The sequence below is a fragment of the Verrucomicrobiia bacterium genome, from assembly GCA_036405135.1.
Classification (GTDB): Bacteria; Verrucomicrobiota; Verrucomicrobiia; order Limisphaerales; family JAEYXS01; genus JAEYXS01.
Genome location: DASWYF010000022.1, coordinates 59305 through 75768 on the forward strand (window position 1 = coordinate 59305; position 16464 = coordinate 75768).

The window sequence follows — 16464 nt, forward strand, 5'->3', positions numbered from 1 at the left end:
AGGTTGGAGATGGATGCGGGTTTTGTCGAGATTAGACCTTTCAATCGATCTCCACTTTGCGCAACTCCGTCTTAAGAATCTTACCTGTCGCATTGCGCGGCAGGGCAGGCACGACGATGACTTTGCGCGGAACTTTGTAGTCGGCCATCTTCTCGCGGATGAAGGCGAGCAGGGCTTTTTCATCCAGCGTCACACCTTCGTTCAATGCCACGAAAGCAACGGCTTGTTCACCACGGCGCGCATCCGGTTTGCCGATAACGGCGGTTTCCTTGATGCCGGGGAATTTATAGATGACTTCCTCGATCTCGCGCGGATAGACGTTGATGCCGTTCACCAGCAACATGTCTTTCTTACGATCGGTGATATAGAAGAAATGGTCCGCATCGCGATGGCCGACATCGCCGGTGTAGAGCCAGCCGCCGCGCAAGACGAGGGCGCTTTCCTCCGGTTGCTTCCAGTAGCCTTGCATCACGTTCGGGCCTTTGATGCATATCTCGCCGGTCACGTCGTGTGGTTGGGCATTGCCCGATTCATCGCGGATGCTAAGTTCAACATCGGGAATAGCGACACCAACGGAACCGGGCTTTTGCGGTCCATTGATGGGATTCACCGAGGCGACCGGGCTGCTCTCCGTGGGACCGTAGCCTTCGAGGAATTTGATCTTGGGGAAGCGTTGTTGGAATTGATGCAAGACTTCCATCGGCAACGGAGCGCCACCGCTAACGCAAAGGCGGAGATTCAATTCAATGCCTTGCGGCAGGGAAGCGAGTGCACGATGAATTTGCGGAACGGCAGGAAGAACTGTGCCGCGATGGCGGATGATTTCTTCGAGCACGTGCTTCATCGGATGCAGCGATTTCACGAGCAAAATGCTCGCGCCACCGATGAGCGGCAGCAATGAGCCCACGGTGAACATGAAGCTGTGGAACTGCGGGAGCATGACCACGATGCGGTCATCCGCTGTCATCTCCAGTGCTTGAACGCAACTCTTCACGTTCGCGAGGAAATTGCCGTGCGTGAGCATCGCGCCTTTCGGACGACCTGTGGTGCCTGAGGTGTAGAGCAGGGCAGCCAGCTCGTTCTTATAGCGGCGGACGGGTTCGATGGAGTCGTCTTCCGTGGTGGTGAATTGCTCCACGAAGATATAACGGATATCAGGCACGAGAGTCTTCACCTTGGCCTGATGTTCGGTAAGGCTCTGGTCCGTGATAACGATCTTCGCCCCAGAATCATTAAGGATAAAGGCGACTTCATCCGGCTTGAGGAAATTGTTCACCATCACCACCACTCCGCCAGCATGCCAGGAGCCGAAGATGGCGACGGGAAATTCCGGGCAATTCTTCACCCACACGGCCACGCGGTCACCAGGTTTCAAACCGAATTCATTGATCAAACGCTGGCTCAGGGCGCGGACCTGCGCGAGCAAGCGGGCATAAGTAATCTTGTCATCACCCCAAAAAATCGCCGTGCGGGACAGCGATGAACCGGCCATGTCGATAAATTCCTCGTGGAGACTCATTGTGCGGACTTAGATACCTGTTTCGCTTTAGTGTGAAAAGAAAATAGGACGTATACGGACGAATATATCCTACCGTCCGGTAGCTTGTCAGTGTTGCACGGCGAGAGAAATATCAGCGCAATTCTTTGCCGAAATCTTTCAACCATTGTTCCGCTTCTTTATGTCGAGGAAAAGCGCTGGCGACGTGCTGCCAGAAACGGGCGGAATGGTTCATCTCCCGCAAGTGCATAAGCTCATGCACGATGACGTATTCCAACACGAAGAGAGGTGCTTGAATGAGTCGCCAGTTCAGCGAGATGGTCTTGCGCGCAGAGCAAGAACCCCAGCGGGATTTCTGATCGCGGATCGAAACGTGTTTTACTTCCGATCCATGTTGTCTGGCCAAGGTTTGGACTAGTTTGGGAAATTCTTCTTCCGCAAGCGTTCGCAAGTGCAGTTCAATGAGCGGTCGCCAGTCGTCTTTGGCGACGTTGCTGCTGATCATCTGATCACAGAAATGTAGAGTGTGGATGGAATCGTGAGTATGAACTTGCAGTGGGATTTTCTCTCCGCGAAACCGGATGAGCGAACCGTGCATGACAGGTTGCGCGATTTGTTTGCGGGCTAAAACCTTGGCGCGATGCTGGATGATCCACTCATTTTGACGGGCGACAAAGCGCATGGCTTCTTCACGATTGCCATAACGCGGGATGGTCACGCGCAAGCTGCCGTCCGGGCGGATGCGCAGGAGGTAACGGCGAGCTTTGCGGTTGTGGTGGATTTTCAGCGGTATCTCACCTGATTCACTCGACAGAACTATCTCATCACTGACTGTCACAGCACTTTGATACCGCATTTTCTGGCGGCGAATTGCAATTGGGCATCCTTAGTGGCCAGTGGCAGTGATTTGCGGATGGCTAATTCGAGATAAACTGCATCATAGACGGTCAATCCATGCTGTTCTGCCAAGGTGTACAAACGTGTAAAAGCGATTACGGTTGATTCGTGGTCAACTTGTAAGTTCAAGCGTTCCAGTCGAGCTAATGCGGTGGAGCAATCGGCTTCAGTCAGTTTTTTACGGCGAACCAGCACGGCTAGCACATTGGCCATTTCTATGAACCATAGGGAGGGGACATGAAGTTTCGCGCCCTGCTTGACATCGACTAGCAAGCGGACGGACAAATCCGTTGATTGATCGGGATGGACCCAGCCAATAGCGATGGAGCTATCGACTACGAATGGATCTGTCACTTCCTTCCTTCCTCCAACGCAGAACGGACATCTTGATCGGTCAGCTTGCGGCCGCTTCGCTTGCGGGCGGCGATTTGCTGCCTTAATTCATTGAGGCCATTTACAGCGTCCTGTACGTCAGCGAGGCTGTTGCGGTTTTCAGGCACAATTCGTGCAACCGGTTTGTCGTGCCGGGTGATGACAATCTCTTCGCCGGTCGCAACGCGGTCCAGCAATTCGCCAAAGCGCGTCTTGGCGTCAAATGCAGTTATAGTTGCCATAGCTTTAAATTAACCAGTCTTTAACCAGTTTAAGCGATACGCTTTGCTTTTGCAAGCGGATCACGCCTTCTGCAATTTCGGCTGGCCGCTTTCTACAACGAACGAGCGGCGCGTGTTCATTGGTGAGCCGGGGCGGGTGACGTATTCCACGGTCTTGTAGTCGGTGCGCCATTGCTTGGGCGTGACTTCGCAGCGGACGTAGCCGCGCTCGGCGTTGTGGAATTTCACGAAGGGGTTTTCGGAATAGAGCGCGTCGAGATTCTTCGGAATGTTCAGGCCATCGCCGCTGGAGGAGATGGAGGTGCCGACGAATTCAGTGGCGACGCTCTTGGAGTCGAGGTTGTCGAAGTCTGCGATGAGTTCGTTTGCCCAATTCGTGTGGATGTCACCGGCGAGGGCGACGGGATTGGAAATCTTACGGTCGTGCAGGAACTTCAGGAGCTTGCGGCGATCGCCTTCGTAGCCGGGCCACTGATCCATGCTGTAGCCGACTTCGGCACCGGCCTTGCGGTCCACGCGGGCGATCATGATCTGCTGGGCGAGGATGTTCCAAGTGGAAGCGGATTTGCCGAGGTTGTTGAAAAGCCAGTCGCGTTGCTTGACGCCGAGCAAGGTGCGGCTTGGGTCGAGCGCTTCATCGCATTGCGGTTTGTTGCCGTCACCACAAGGCTGGTCGGAGCGGTATTGGCGCGTATCGAGCACTTGGAATTCAGCGAGTTTGCCGAAGTTCAGCTTGCGATAGAGCGTCATGTCCGGGCCTTTCGGCAAGGCAGAGCGCCGCAGGGGCATGTTCTCGTAGTAAGCTTGATACGACGCGGCGCGGCGGATGAGGAAGTCTGCGGGGAGAACACCTTTCTCCTCAGAGATGTCGTTCGCGCAGTTGTTGTCGAACTCATGGTCATCCCAAGTGACGATCCAGGGTGCGGCAGCGTGCATGTTTTGCAAGGCGGGGTCCGCCTTATACTGGGCGTAACGCGAGCGATAACCGTTCAAGGTTTTGCATTCCGGGCCGACGTGTTTGCGCACCCGTTTATCGATACCCGCGTATTCGTAGATATAGTCACCGAGGTGAAGCACAAGATCGAGGTCTTCCTTGAGCATGTGCTCGTAGGCAGTGAAGAGGCCGGTCTCGTAATGCTGGCAGGAGGCGAAAGTGAAGCGCAGGCGCTCAGGTGTGCTGTTCTTCGGGGGCATAGTGCGTGTTCGGCCTTTCGGGCTGAACTCGCTGCCGGCTTTGAATTGATACCAGTACCAGCGGTCCGGCTTCAGTCCATCCGCTTCCACGTGTACGGAATGGCCCCAATCCGGTGAAGCAATGACGGTGCCTTTCTTCACGACCTTGGCCATGGCTTCATCTTCGGCGATCTGCCAGGAGACCTCAATGGAGTCCGGCGTCATGCCAAAATCTTCTTCGAGCGGCTTTGGTGCGAGGCGCGTCCAGAGGATCACGCTTTTATCATCGGGATCGCCCGAGGCGACACCGAGTTGGAAAGGATAGGCGGAGAATTTGGGGTTCTTGGTGACCGCACCCAGCGCATGACCAGACCACAATGCGGCGGCAGCGATCGAGGTGGTGGTGAACAGGAAGGAGCGGCGGTTCATTGCCTTGGGCGAGAGCAAGGGATACAGCGGCTGATTCATAAAGATACTTTGGCCAAATAGATCGCGGTCTTGGATTCGTGTGAGGAGTAGTAGCTAACCCAAAGCTGGCCCTCGTGCCAGACTAATCCGGGGTAACTGGAGTCACCTTTGGAGGGAAGTTTCAGGCACTCGGTCAAGGTAGCTTTTTCGGCATCCAGCCAAAACAAGGAGGTTCGGATGGAGCCATCGTGATTGCGGCCCGCAGCGAGCAAGCGGCCATCGGGAAGCTGGATGAAATTCGGGCCGCCGATGCGCGGCAGACCCTCGCGCCATGTCCATTCTTTGTAAGGTGGTTTGGCGGTGCCGGGCAGGGAAGTAAAAGGTTCGAGATCGCGGCGAACGAGACAGAGGGCTGTGCCATCTTTCAAGAAACGGATCGTGTTTTCACCGGGAGAAGACTGATCGAACAAGCGTTCATTCAGCACTTCGAACTTCTTGCCATCATCGCTGCGGTAGAGGCGGAGGAAGCGTTTGGTGCGGTCTTTGTTCGTGTTGTAGCCGATGGTGTAGGCTTTGCCTTCGTGCCACGTCACACGCCAGAGCCAGAAATCGGGATCACCGATCAGTGAAGGCTCGGACCATTTGCGGCCATCATCGCTGAACCACGCGACGGATTGGTGGCGGTGCTGGGATTGATCTTTCAGGGCGATGGCGCCGTTCAGCATGAGGCGACCATCTGGTGTGACGCAGAGCTTGGCATCGCGGGCATCACCGAGTGGAGATTCCACCAGAGCAGCGGATTCCCATCTCTCGCCATCGTGGGAAGTGATGACGCGGAGTTTGCCATCGGGTGAGGCGTGCTTGGCTCCTTCACGGAAGACGCAGAACCATTCGCCTTTATGGTGGAGCAGGTCGGTGAAGGCGTTGTGCGGAGCAGAGTCCCAAATCTTTTGGACGGAGAGGAGTTTTGGTGCGTTCGCTTCGGCCGCGACACCAAAATAGCTGGACAAAGCCAAACCGCTGGTGGCAAGGAACCATCGGCGGCGGGTCATGCTGGCTTGCTCTCGGATCATTTCTTCACCTTGGGAAGTTTCACCTTGGACATGTAGATGCTCGTTTTGCCTTCGTGCGAGGAGTAGTAACTGATCCAGAGATCGCCGTAGTATTGCAGGCCGGCATAGCTGGTATCGCCTCCGCTGGGGAGATCGAGGAGCGGGCGGAGTTTGGCTTCTTTCACATCCAATTCACAGACGGTAGTGCGGGCGACGATCTTGCCTTTGTCATCCGGACGGAGCATACGACCGACGGCGATCCAGCGGCCATCGGGTATCTGGATGAAGTTCGGTCCGCCGAAGAAGACGCCGAGGTCTTTCCATTCCCACTCTTTGTAAGGCACTTTGCTGATGCCGAGGAAGGCGCTATTGGCCCCGGCTTTGCCATCGCGACGTTGCAGAACATACGCCGTGCCATCTTTGGCGAAGCGGATGGTGGCTTCATTCGCGCCAACTTCTTCACAAAGCGGATCGGCAAGGGGATCGAAACGCACGCCGTCTTCCGAGACATAAAGTTTGGAGGAGAATTTGCCGGAAGCACGGGTATCGGGACGGACATCATAGGCCACACCGTATGCCTTTCCTTTATTCCAAGTGACCCGCCAGAGCCATTCCTGATCGGGACCGACATAATCGAAGCGGTTCCAGGTGATGCCATCCTTGGATCGGGCGATGAAGTTGCGGGTGGAGGTGGCGGCTTTGTTGCCTTCACGGATGACATCGCCGCCGAGGACTTCGAGCCATTTGCCATCGGGACTGACGCTGAGCTTGGGGTCGCGCAGATCGTGGCCTTTCATCTCGATGACGCTGGCCGAGAGCCACTCCCGGCCGTTCTTCGAGGTGAGGATGCGCAGGTCTGCCTTGGGCGAGACGTGTGCTTCGCCTTCGCGGAAGGTGCAATACCAGCGGCCTTTGAAACGGATGAGATCGGTAAAGGCGTTATGATTTCCCTTATCCCAGATCTTCGTGGTCTCCAGCAGTATGGCTTCTTGTGCGGTGGCAGCAAGAGTGGCGACGCAAAGCAAGGTGAGTGCGATGAGGTTCTTCATGCTTAAGTATGGAAGCGATGGTAGCGTGATTTATTCAGTAAGTGAAAAAGAAAAAACGCCGGACGTTGTGACGTCCGGCGTTTGGTGAAAACTTTATCCAGTGATTATCGGCGGCCCGTGAGCTCGATGAGGATGCGCAGGATATAGTAAAAGAGCATCGCTACGGCAGCGAACAAAGCCAGGGAAGCAGCCACGTGCTGGTCTGGACGGTACTCATGGATGATGTTCGAAGTGGTGTGAAGAATCGATGCACCAGCAATCAGAACCATCACTGCGGAGAACAAGATGCCGAGATTGAAGCCGAAGATCATGCTCGCGACCGCCACGCCCAAGGCGATCAAACTGGCAATGGTCACGATTGGACCGAGGAATGAGAAGTTCTTCCGGGTGATAAAGGCAGACAAAGTCAGGCCGGCGAAAAGGAGGAGCGTGAAAAATGCCGCCATGGGCAGCACGGTAGGGCCGCTAAATTTCTGCGCATACCAGAGGATCGGCACGAAGATGATGGCATCTGCGATGACATAGAGCGTAAGGCCAGCGTATTGCAGTGCGGGCGAGCTATCTGACCTGGCCCACCAATTGGCCAGAAAGGAAGCGCCGATGAAAAGGGCTAACACGATCAATGGGGTGTATTTGCCGCCCACCATCATCTTCAGGATGGAATCAGCCATGCCGCTCTTGAACAACGACACTTCAAGTGCTGTGAAGAACAGGATGGCGGCGGCGAGATGCAGATAAGTGCGACGGATGAATTGCGCGCGCTGTTCAGCGGGCGCTTCCGAGGCCATATACGGAGCAGAAAATGCGTGTTCGTTCATATTGTGTGGAACCTGGTTACGGCTTCCTTGTTGTTAATTACAACGGGGAGATTAGTAGTCTAAGAATGTGAGGAAGGCAAGTTTTCAGGCGGCTATTAGTGTGCTTTGAATGATGGAAACAGTAACGAACGCGGCCTTTACTCAGGAAAGTCGCCTTTCCCCTCACCCCGGCCCTCTCCCTTGGGGAGAGGGGGTTAACATTTGCCGCGTCTGGGATGCAAGTAATCGCTTGGTAGGCGGTTGCTTGTGCCACAATAAGTTTGTAACTGAGCCTTACGCGTTCTTCTTCTTGTTTTTTTCTTGCCGTCGTTGGCGGGCGCTTGATTGGAGAAGGAGTTGGCGGGCCAGTTCTTTTGGACGAGGGATTTCATCTCGGCGACGACACCCGCATGTTTCGGGTCGTTGATGAGGTTGTTCAGTTCTTTGGGATCGTTCTGATGATCGTAGAGCTGGGCACCGACCTTACCATTGTCCCATTCGGTGTAGCGCCAGCGTTCAGTGCGGACGGAGTGACCGGGTGTGCCGCCACGGGCGACTTGCGTGTAGGCAGGGCGATCCCACTTGGCGGTGGCGTCTTGCAGGAGGGGCTGGAGGCTTACACCTTGGACCTTGGTGGGTTTGGGTAGATTGCAGAGATCTGAGAGCGTGGGGTAGAGATCGAGCAATTCGACAGTGCGTTGGCAGCCTTTTGGTGCGGCTTTCACACCGGGACCGGCGATGAGCAAGGGGACGCGCGCGGATTCTTCGAAGTTGCTCTGCTTCATCATCAGGCCGTGCTCACCCCAGTGATAACCGTGATCGCTCCAGAAGACGATGACGGTCTTGTCCGCGATCTTTAAGCGGTCCAAAGCTGCGAGCAGACGACCGACTTGGGCATCTACGAAGGTGATGGTGGCGAAGTAGGCTTGTTTGGCCTTACGCGCTTCGTCAGCCGTTACGCCGAAATAGGGCCGTGGACTGGTGGAAGCGAGCGCAGCGGCGGGGACATCTTTGAACTCACTTTCAGAAATGGGCGGCAGGGTGATCTTTTCCAATGGATACATGTCGAAATATTTCTTGGGCGCAACGTAAGGGCAGTGAGGACGATAGAATCCAGCGGCGAGGAAGAAGGGCTTGTCCTTGTTCGTCTCCATGAGCTTGATGACCTCAGTGGCGACCATGCCATCGGTCTGTTCTTCATCGGTGCCTTCGGAGGCCATGAAACTGAGCGAACTGCCGAGGCCGCGCTTGGGCGTGAGGTTGGTGATCTTGGCTTCCTCGACCTTGTCGCGACCACTGGGGTTTATCTTATGATTCCATGAAGGGGCGTCATCCAGTCCATCGGTGCCGATCTGGCCGGGGTTGCCATAGTGGTAGATCTTGCCGACGCGCGCGGCGTAGTAGCCGTTATTCTGGAAATGTTGTGAGAGCGTGACGGCATCGGGCACGACGCTGCGGAAATGTTTTTGCAGATCGAAGACTTGGGTGGTGTCGGGACGCAGGCCGGTCATCAAGGAACTGCGGCTGGGGCTGCACAAGGGGAATTGGCAATAGGCGCGGTCAAAGCGGACGCCTCGGGCGGCGAGTTTGTCGAGGTTCGGGGTTTTGATAAGCGGATCGCCGTAACAACCGAGGGTGTTGTTCATGTCGTCCACGGAGATAAAGAGGACATTGTATTTCTCGGCGGCATGGGTGTGCGCCAAGGTGAGGATGAACAGAGACAGCAGGAAACACCAACGAGTGGAGGTCGCTTTCATGAGTGGAAAGACGGTAGCAGAGGCGAGGAGGTTTCGGGAGAAAATTTCTTATGCAAAGATAAATCCCAAATCCAAAGCTCCCAACACCAGAGGCACATCAAACACCAAATCTAGGGCGCGTGATTACTCGGTTGTGCGGCTTGGGTTGCCCAATGCTTTGTGGACTATCATCTTTAGCTGGCCTTTGTTGGAGACGATTTTGCTCGCGAGGATGTCTTCTTCGGTGAATTTGGCCATGAAAAGTTCGCGATCTTTGGCGCGGTTATGATCGTAAATGATGTTGATGGTGCCATCGGGAGCTTGGAAGCCATCGGGGTAGGAGACGCCAGTGCGTTCATCGAGCAGGAGGCCGCCTTTCCAGGTCTGGCCTTCGTCATCAGAGAGGAAAGCGCGGATGTGAGAGCGCTTGGCGGTGCGTTCATCAATCTCGCCGTGCTTCACTAAGAGCAGTTTGCCGGAGGCGAGGCGGCGCAGGTGGAAGCGGGCGTTGATGTGTTTGATCTTTGAGGGCTGGGCATCGGTCCACGTGCGGCCTTGATCGGAAGAGAAACTTTCGGCGAGGCCGTAGGTGGTGCGGGCCAGGAGCCAGAGGCGGCCGTCTTTCAATTCCACAAACATGTGTTCATCGAACTGGCTTTGCGGGACTTTCACACCGCCACGGCGGGTCCAGGTTTTGCCTTGATCGTTCGAGACGAAGACATTCGCCATGCGGAGATCGTCGAGTTCAGGGAATTCGTTTTTGAAGAGGGCAGGACCGATATGATTGCGACCCCAGAGAGAGATGGGCATGAGCCATTCACCGTTTTTCATTACGATGGGTTTATTCAGGGTGGCACCGTGCCAGATGCGGAACGGAGCGGACCAGACGGGTTTATCGGCATCGGGATTATCGCAGGTGATAGCCCAAGCACCGGCGCGGCCATCGAAGTAGCCCATGGATTGATCGTAGAAAAGCCAGAGCTTGCCGGTGGGATCGGTCCAGAAATTGCCGACGAGGGCGCGGCGAGGGATGCCTGTGGGAGAATCGGTGGGATCAATGACCAAGCGCGTGGCGGACCATGTCTTGCCGTCATCATCGCTGGAAGCGGCGACGAAGAGGCCTTTGTGGCTATCGCCACCCGCGACCCACGCAGCCCAGATACGGCCTTTCGGCGTGCGGTCCATGCCGATGACCATGGCGTAGTCGAGTTGTGCGGCGGAGTATTCAGGGCCGGGATTGACGTTCGTGGGGACGGATTCGAGAGCGAGCGGGAGGATATCGGCGGCGACCAAGTTTGTATTAACGGTCGCGGGTTTGTTATCGGCAGCGGAAAGGGAAAGGGTCAGGCCGGTGAGGCTCAAGACGACAGCGGTGGCCAAGGAGTTGAAACGGAGCATGGGATTGATTCGACCATGGTGAAGTAGGGGAGAGCAAAGGAAAAATGCACCAGACCAAATCTGGATGAAGCCGAATGACAAGCTCCCAATGAACTACGGCGGCACTAGTTGCCGTTCAATTTATCAACTACGAATCGTCTTGATGGCCCAGTTCTTTCCGGCGTTTCCATAACTCCTTGGGCTTGAAAATGCCTGCGGGGGTGATGATGCCGGTGATGAGGTCGGGAGGTGTCACGTCGAAGCCGGGGTTGCGGGCATGGCTGTCGGGGTTGCCGATGCGGACGTAAGTCCTCTCACCAACCTGTTTCGCGCCGCGCACTTTGCCCTTTGCACTTTGAGCGATGCCCCATGCGCCAAGAACTTCGCTTTCGTGACGTTCTTCGATAGGGATGTCGAAACCAGAGCGCATGTCCCAATCAATGGTGGAAAGTGGAATGGCAACGTAGAAGGGGATTTTGTGACGCTTGGCCAGGACGGCTTTCGTGTATGTGCCGATCTTGTTGGCGACTTCACCGGTGCGGCCGAGGGTGCGGTCGCTGCCCACGATGACCATGTCGATCTCGCCGCGTTGCATGAGGTGACCGGCGGCGTTATCCGCGATGACGGAGTGGCTGATGCCTTGTTGCGAAAGTTCCCACGCGGTAAGCGAGGCGCCTTGGCAACGGGGACGCGTTTCATCGCAGAAGACGTGAAACTTTTTACCCTGTGCCTGCGCTTCATACATGGGGGCGGTGGCGGAGCCGATGTCTACGAAGGCGAGCCAGCCGGCGTTACAATGGGTGAGCACGCGCATGCCTTCTTTGATCAAGGGCGCACCGAGTTTCCCGATGGCGTGGCAATGCTCCACATCGTCATCGGCGAAGTGATGGGCGGCGTGCAGGGCACGGGTCTGTTGCTCGGCCACAGTGGTGCCAGCGGCCATTTGCGCGCGGACATCGAGCATGGCGTTCACGGGATCGACCGCGGTGGGGCGCGCTTCTTTGAGGACGGTGAAGACTTCGTCCACGTGCTTTTGGAACTTGGCGAGGTCATTGCCTTTGAAGGCTCGGGCGCCTTGGGCGAGGCCGTAGGCGGCGGTGGCTCCGATGGCTCCAGCACCGCGCACGATCATGTCGCGAATGGCGACGGCGGTGTCGCGAAAGTTCCTGGTGTGAATAAGCTGGAACTCGTGAGGCAGGAGGCGTTGCTCGATGAGCACCACGGAGTTCTTTGATTCATCGAAGCCTACCGTCCGGTAGTGCTGCACCTTGCGGCCCGTGCGTACGTTCATGCGTTCAGATTATTTGCCCGAAGATTTGCCGCCCTTGAGTTTCTTGATGCGTTCGCGCATGGGCTTGAAGAGGGGATGCTTGCGCAGTTCTTTCAAGTCTTCATCACGGGAGAGCCAGTGGAAGTCGCGATAGCCGAGGTCCATGGCGTGGTCGAGGGTCTTGATGGCCTTCTCATAATCCTTCATGAGGGCGTAACTGCAGGCGAGGTTGTAGAAGACCAATGGATCTTCCGGTCGCAACTGGGCGAGCTGTTCGTCCACATGGAGGCCTTCGGTCACACGGCCGCGGGCGGTGTAGTCATCGCCCAAGATCTGGAGGGCTTCCTCGTATTGGGGATCGCGCCGGACAACACCTTCCAGAAAACCTATTTCGATGTCCAGGTCACGCCGTTGTTCGCGGGAGAGTTGCTTGGTCGTCGTGGTCTTTTTCGGCATACTACTTCACCGCCAATCAAGACGAGCTTGGGCCGTTCGTCAAGGGGTTGTGTGGAAGCTAGGTAGGGCACGGTAGTCAGATCCAGGTGCTGGCCGAACCGGTATCGGGATGTGCAACATTCCGGACATTAGTGATCACTTCGTCGCAACCGGCCTTGCGCTTAACCCGGTTAAGCGCATAATAACCAGCACAATGCAGTTGATACGGGACATCCATAAGGCGTGCGCCCAGGCGCAACGTCCGGCCATATCGTTCGAGTTCTTCCCACCGAAAACGGCGGAAGGTGACGCGTCTCTCTTGGAGAAGACGATTCCCGAACTCATGTCCCTCCGCCCTGATTACTGCTCCGTCACCTACGGTGCAGGCGGCAGCACGCGCGACAAGACGCTGATGATTGTAGACCGCATCCAGCGCGAGCATAAGCTCACCGCCATGTCCCACCTCACCTGCGTGAACAGCACGAAGGATGAACTGGCTGCTGTGTTGAAGCAGGCGAAAGATCTGGGCATTAAAAACATATTGGCCCTGCGCGGAGATCCTCCGGGCGGCACGGGCGGTTTCGTAAAGACTGAGGGCGGCTTCGAGTTCAGCTACGAACTCGTGGAATTCATCCAGCAGATGAACGAATTCTGCATCGGCGTGGCCGGTTTTCCAGAAGGCCACATCGCTTGCAAGGAAGGCAAACAGGTTGATTGGCAACGCCTGAAGAACAAGATCGATAAAGGCGCGGACTTCGTTATCACCCAGTTGTTCTTCGATAATGCCGATTTCTTTGAGTTCCGCGATCACCTCACCAAGCTCGGTGTGAAAGTGCCCATCATCCCCGGTATCATTCCGGTGATGAGCGGTTCGCAGATCAAGCGCTTCACCGCGCTGTGCGGTGCGCAATTGCCTTCCAAGCTCGTCAACCGCCTCGACCAGATCGGCGATAACGACGAAGCGGCGAAGGAATACGGCATCGAATATGCCACAGAACAATGCCAGGAACTGTTGAAGAACGGTGTTCCCGGTATCCACTTCTACACCTTGAACAAGGCGGCTTCCACGATGCGCATCGTGAAGAATCTCAATTTGGCCAGATAACGCTCCAGTAATTGGAAAAGCCGCGTCCATCCAGGGCGCGGCTTTTCGTTTTGTCTTAAGCTAGCTTAGAAGCCGTAACCCACCGCGATGTTGAGTGAGTGGTTGAAGAATTTGTATGTACCGTCTGCAGACTGGCCGCCGATGGAGGGGGTGCTTCCGGTGATGGTACGCTTTGGCCCGGTGATGATCTGATAAGAGACCGCCCAAGACCATTTCTCCAACTGACGTCCTATGCCGAGACTGCCCACGTGCAGATTGGTGTCAGGCGTCAGCGGGTTGAAATTCACTGCAGAAGTGGAGTTGCCGCTGTAGAAGTAGCCGATGCTGGCGAAGTAGCCGTCCTTCAGCTTGCGTGTGATGCCGAACTCGTAGAGGAACGAGGATTGCCAGTTGAAGGCGAACGGAGTGTTGCCGGAAGATTTTTCAAATGTCACGGTGTTAAGTGAGTCCCAATCCGTCCAATCCACATTGAATTCAAAATTCCAGTCCGGCGTGGGGCGATAGGAAACGCCGCCCATGATGTATTGTGGGAAGGGTATGGTCGCCCGAGTGGTTTCCTCGGCAGTGTATGGCATCGCCACGGAATGGCCGCGGAAGGTCATCTCCGACTTGGATTTGTAGTTTATACCGAACGCCAGCTTCTCAGTGGGCTGCCAACGGGCGGAAACCGTGTACCCATAGGCGAAATCTGTGCCTTTGAATTTGAACTCATCACCCGCCGTTGGCAGGAAGATGCCTTGGCGCAATTCCACGCGGCCATAATTCAAGGTCGGTCCGGCTGCGATCGATAGCGAGGGAAGTGCCTGCCATGCCACCACTGGATTCACGGTGGTATACATCAGGCGACCTTCCAGCGCGAGCGTGCGAAAACCGCTGTCTTCCGGCCATTCGATGCCTAATCCATAAGGTGCATATGTTCCCAAGCCGAATGAGAGATCGCTCTCTTTTGGAGAGTGCACCAAATACATTTGCGGCACCGGTTGCACCTCGAAGAGAGAGTGGGCTTTGCCGCCTGCGGGTGAGTGGTATGTTGAATTGACGGAGGTGATGTAGAATCCCAGTTGGGCTTGAGTGCCTTCAATCTGGGTGATGCCGGCAGGGTTGTAATACATCGCTGCCGGTGTATCTGCGGTGGCGGTGAACGCATTGCCACGGGCAATGGCCGCTGCATCCTGGTTGACGATCCGAAAACCGATCGCCTGGGTGTTTTGTACTGCTAACAGGCTGGTTGCGGCCAATGTCAGCAAACAGAGCGGGCGTGTGTTGGTTGGAGTTGGGGTCCGCATGATAGTTTTCTAGTAGACCGATGTCGCTCTTGTATGAAAGCAAAAAATCTTATTATCATCATTCTGTTCACCATAGAGCAAAATTTGACGATAAGTTCCTATGTTTTCAGTTAATGAAACACTTGGTCATCAACTCCTTTGTCTTTGTACCTGTTTGTGCGGAAATTTCTTTCAGTCAAAAAAAAGGTTGGTCAAAATAATTTGCAAGTTCTTGTCTTGGAGAAGAAAAAACATTGTCCGGGGCCGAATGGTTCTGGTATCCATTTACCTATTCTTGAGGGGGAGGATTGGTGTGCTTTTTTATATCAACGGGCTAACCGTGGCGGACGTATCAAATGGAAAACGAAAATGTCATAACATCGCCTTCCCGAGATCGGGATAGCTTTATAGTCTGCCGAAACAGCCAAGGCGCAGAAGTGCGTGCGACCCTCCTGCGCCTGACTCGCTATCTGGTTGTTTTCGAAGTCTATAACCCTTACAGCATCCTCCAGCTGTCCGAGGTGCTTTCTGATTTCCGGATCATTATCCGGGACCGGCTTGTGTACTCGGGCCGTGCTGTCGTCAGCAATCTGGTGAACACGGGCATCGTGCTCGTTTGTGAAACCACGCTTGATGAAGCGTGGGTGGACGTCGATTTCCTTGTTTCCAGCACTCAACCCAACCGGTTGCGTGATGAATTCAAGGATTTCATCACCGAATGGAGCAAAAACCAGCGCGTCACGCCGGATTTCAAGGTCGTCGTCGCGGATATGCAGACCTTGTTGGCCGATCTGCGACGCTGGCTGGAGCAGGTGGAGCTGAGCATCCGCTCCGATCCCGGTGCAGACCGCCAGCAACGCGAGCGCGAAGTCATCGCCGAGCTGAGCAGCCCCATGTTACCCGTGGTGAATGATCTCTTTGTGCGGTTCGAGGACATCGCCCAGAAGATCGACACCGAGCTGCAACCAATTCACCGCACTTATGTGAAACGGCAGTTGCACCCGTTGCTGCTGTGCTCGCCGTTCATGTATCGTATTTACCAGAAGCCTTTGGGTTATGCTGGTGATTACGAGATGGTGAACATGATTCTGCGCGACCCGCATGAAGGCAGCTCGCTCTTCGCCAAGATCCTGAATGTCTACATCCTGAATCAGGCTCCTGCCGAAGCGCATCGCAACCGCGTCAAATACCTCACCCAACGTCTTGCTGAAGAAACCCGCCGCGTCACGCGCTTGGGCCGTCCTTGCCGGGTGCTGAATCTTGGCTGCGGTCCGGCCAAGGAGATCCACGATTTCCTGCAACAGGATGACATCTGTGACCGCGCGCAGTTGACGCTGCTGGATTTCAATGATGAAACACTCGAATCCACCGGCCAGAAGCTGAACGAGGTGAAGGCGCGTTATCGCCGCTTCACCGGCCTCCAGTTCACCAAGAAATCGGTGCATCAGATCCTGAAAGAGGGCGGCAAGCCGATGTCTCTGGGCCAGCAATATGACTTCATCTATTGCGCCGGGTTGTTCGATTACCTCAGCGACCGTATCTGCAAGCGTCTCATGACGATCTTCTACGAACAGCTTGCGCCCGGTGGTTTGGTGGTGGCCACGAATGTGGATTCATGCAATCCGATCAAGAACATCATGGAGTACATCTTTGAATGGCACTTGGTGTATCGCGATGACAAGCAGCTCGGCACGCTGATCCCCGATGAAAGCACTCAAGGGATGTATTCTGTGAAGGCTGATCACACCGGTGCCAATATTTTCGTGGAAGTCCGCAAGCCTCTCTGAT

General features: G+C 55.4%; 15 protein-coding genes. 2 read left to right on the forward strand and 13 right to left on the reverse strand.

Features of this window, described 5'->3' with window-relative positions:
* Window positions 1-40: 40 nt before the first annotated feature.
* The 12 genes from VGH19_10740 to VGH19_10795 form a co-directional block, all read right to left on the reverse strand.
* Complete coding sequence (locus tag VGH19_10740) at window positions 41-1519, reverse strand: long-chain fatty acid--CoA ligase (GenBank protein HEY1171837.1); 1479 nt, start codon at window positions 1517-1519, stop codon at window positions 41-43.
* A 112-nt stretch (window positions 1520-1631) separates the two neighbouring features.
* Window positions 1632-2336 (reverse strand): SprT family zinc-dependent metalloprotease, encoded by a 705-nt coding sequence (locus tag VGH19_10745; protein HEY1171838.1) that lies wholly within the window; start codon window positions 2334-2336, stop codon window positions 1632-1634.
* Entirely contained in the window at window positions 2333-2749 is a 417-nt protein-coding gene (locus tag VGH19_10750) for a type II toxin-antitoxin system VapC family toxin (protein HEY1171839.1), read from the reverse strand. The genes VGH19_10745 and VGH19_10750 overlap by 4 nt, the downstream gene beginning before the upstream one ends.
* Window positions 2746-3009 (reverse strand): type II toxin-antitoxin system prevent-host-death family antitoxin, encoded by a 264-nt coding sequence (locus VGH19_10755; GenBank protein ID HEY1171840.1) that lies wholly within the window; start codon window positions 3007-3009, stop codon window positions 2746-2748. Before VGH19_10755 ends, VGH19_10750 begins: the two co-directional genes overlap by 4 nt.
* A gap of 60 nt (window positions 3010-3069) precedes the next feature.
* Window positions 3070-4650 (reverse strand): alkaline phosphatase D family protein, encoded by a 1581-nt coding sequence (locus VGH19_10760; protein HEY1171841.1) that lies wholly within the window; start codon window positions 4648-4650, stop codon window positions 3070-3072.
* The gene (locus tag VGH19_10765; GenBank protein HEY1171842.1) at window positions 4647-5663 is read right to left on the reverse strand and encodes a sialidase family protein; all 1017 of its coding nucleotides are present in this window, start codon (window positions 5661-5663) and stop codon (window positions 4647-4649) included. Before VGH19_10765 ends, VGH19_10760 begins: the two co-directional genes overlap by 4 nt.
* Window positions 5660-6691, reverse strand: a complete 1032-nt coding sequence (locus VGH19_10770; GenBank protein ID HEY1171843.1) for an exo-alpha-sialidase — start codon at window positions 6689-6691, stop codon at window positions 5660-5662. Before VGH19_10770 ends, VGH19_10765 begins: the two co-directional genes overlap by 4 nt.
* Before the next feature lie 104 nt (window positions 6692-6795).
* The gene (locus tag VGH19_10775) at window positions 6796-7509 is read right to left on the reverse strand and encodes a Bax inhibitor-1 family protein (protein ID HEY1171844.1); all 714 of its coding nucleotides are present in this window, start codon (window positions 7507-7509) and stop codon (window positions 6796-6798) included.
* 194 nt (window positions 7510-7703) lie between these two features.
* On the reverse strand, window positions 7704-9245 hold the full coding sequence (locus VGH19_10780) for a sulfatase (protein ID HEY1171845.1): 1542 nt from the start codon (window positions 9243-9245) through the stop codon (window positions 7704-7706).
* A gap of 123 nt (window positions 9246-9368) precedes the next feature.
* The gene (locus VGH19_10785) at window positions 9369-10622 is read right to left on the reverse strand and encodes a sialidase family protein (protein ID HEY1171846.1); all 1254 of its coding nucleotides are present in this window, start codon (window positions 10620-10622) and stop codon (window positions 9369-9371) included.
* A gap of 127 nt (window positions 10623-10749) precedes the next feature.
* The gene (gene mtnA / locus VGH19_10790; GenBank protein ID HEY1171847.1) at window positions 10750-11892 is read right to left on the reverse strand and encodes an S-methyl-5-thioribose-1-phosphate isomerase; all 1143 of its coding nucleotides are present in this window, start codon (window positions 11890-11892) and stop codon (window positions 10750-10752) included.
* Window positions 11893-11901: 9 nt separating this feature from the next.
* A complete protein-coding gene (locus VGH19_10795; GenBank protein HEY1171848.1) occupies window positions 11902-12327 on the reverse strand; it encodes a hypothetical protein in 426 nt (141 codons plus the stop codon).
* 193 nt (window positions 12328-12520) lie between these two features.
* Here VGH19_10795 and metF point away from each other — a divergent pair, with 193 nt between their 5' ends.
* Window positions 12521-13411: a methylenetetrahydrofolate reductase [NAD(P)H] gene (gene metF / locus VGH19_10800; GenBank protein ID HEY1171849.1), complete on the forward strand. Its 891-nt coding sequence runs from the start codon at window positions 12521-12523 to the stop codon at window positions 13409-13411.
* A 65-nt stretch (window positions 13412-13476) separates the two neighbouring features.
* Here the strand turns inward: metF and VGH19_10805 are convergent, their stop codons facing one another.
* On the reverse strand, window positions 13477-14697 hold the full coding sequence (locus VGH19_10805) for an outer membrane protein transport protein (protein ID HEY1171850.1): 1221 nt from the start codon (window positions 14695-14697) through the stop codon (window positions 13477-13479).
* 416 nt (window positions 14698-15113) lie between these two features.
* Here VGH19_10805 and VGH19_10810 point away from each other — a divergent pair, with 416 nt between their 5' ends.
* On the forward strand, window positions 15114-16463 hold the full coding sequence (locus tag VGH19_10810) for a class I SAM-dependent methyltransferase (GenBank protein HEY1171851.1): 1350 nt from the start codon (window positions 15114-15116) through the stop codon (window positions 16461-16463).
* Window position 16464 lies beyond the last annotated feature (1 nt).

Coding starts and splice junctions, on each gene's coding strand:
- VGH19_10740 (HEY1171837.1), bottom strand. CDS start 1,519: ATGAGTCTCCACGAGGAATTTATCGACATGGCCGGTTCATCGCTGTCC.
- VGH19_10755 (HEY1171840.1), bottom strand. CDS start 3,009: ATGGCAACTATAACTGCATTTGACGCCAAGACGCGCTTTGGCGAATTG.
- VGH19_10760 (HEY1171841.1), bottom strand. CDS start 4,650: ATGAATCAGCCGCTGTATCCCTTGCTCTCGCCCAAGGCAATGAACCGC.
- VGH19_10765 (HEY1171842.1), bottom strand. CDS start 5,663: ATGATCCGAGAGCAAGCCAGCATGACCCGCCGCCGATGGTTCCTTGCC.
- VGH19_10770 (HEY1171843.1), bottom strand. CDS start 6,691: ATGAAGAACCTCATCGCACTCACCTTGCTTTGCGTCGCCACTCTTGCT.
- VGH19_10775 (HEY1171844.1), bottom strand. CDS start 7,509: ATGAACGAACACGCATTTTCTGCTCCGTATATGGCCTCGGAAGCGCCC.
- VGH19_10780 (HEY1171845.1), bottom strand. CDS start 9,245: ATGAAAGCGACCTCCACTCGTTGGTGTTTCCTGCTGTCTCTGTTCATC.
- VGH19_10785 (HEY1171846.1), bottom strand. CDS start 10,622: ATGCTCCGTTTCAACTCCTTGGCCACCGCTGTCGTCTTGAGCCTCACC.
- mtnA (HEY1171847.1), bottom strand. CDS start 11,892: ATGAACGTACGCACGGGCCGCAAGGTGCAGCACTACCGGACGGTAGGC.
- VGH19_10795 (HEY1171848.1), bottom strand. CDS start 12,327: ATGCCGAAAAAGACCACGACGACCAAGCAACTCTCCCGCGAACAACGG.
- metF (HEY1171849.1), top strand. CDS start 12,521: ATGCAGTTGATACGGGACATCCATAAGGCGTGCGCCCAGGCGCAACGT.
- VGH19_10805 (HEY1171850.1), bottom strand. CDS start 14,697: ATGCGGACCCCAACTCCAACCAACACACGCCCGCTCTGTTTGCTGACA.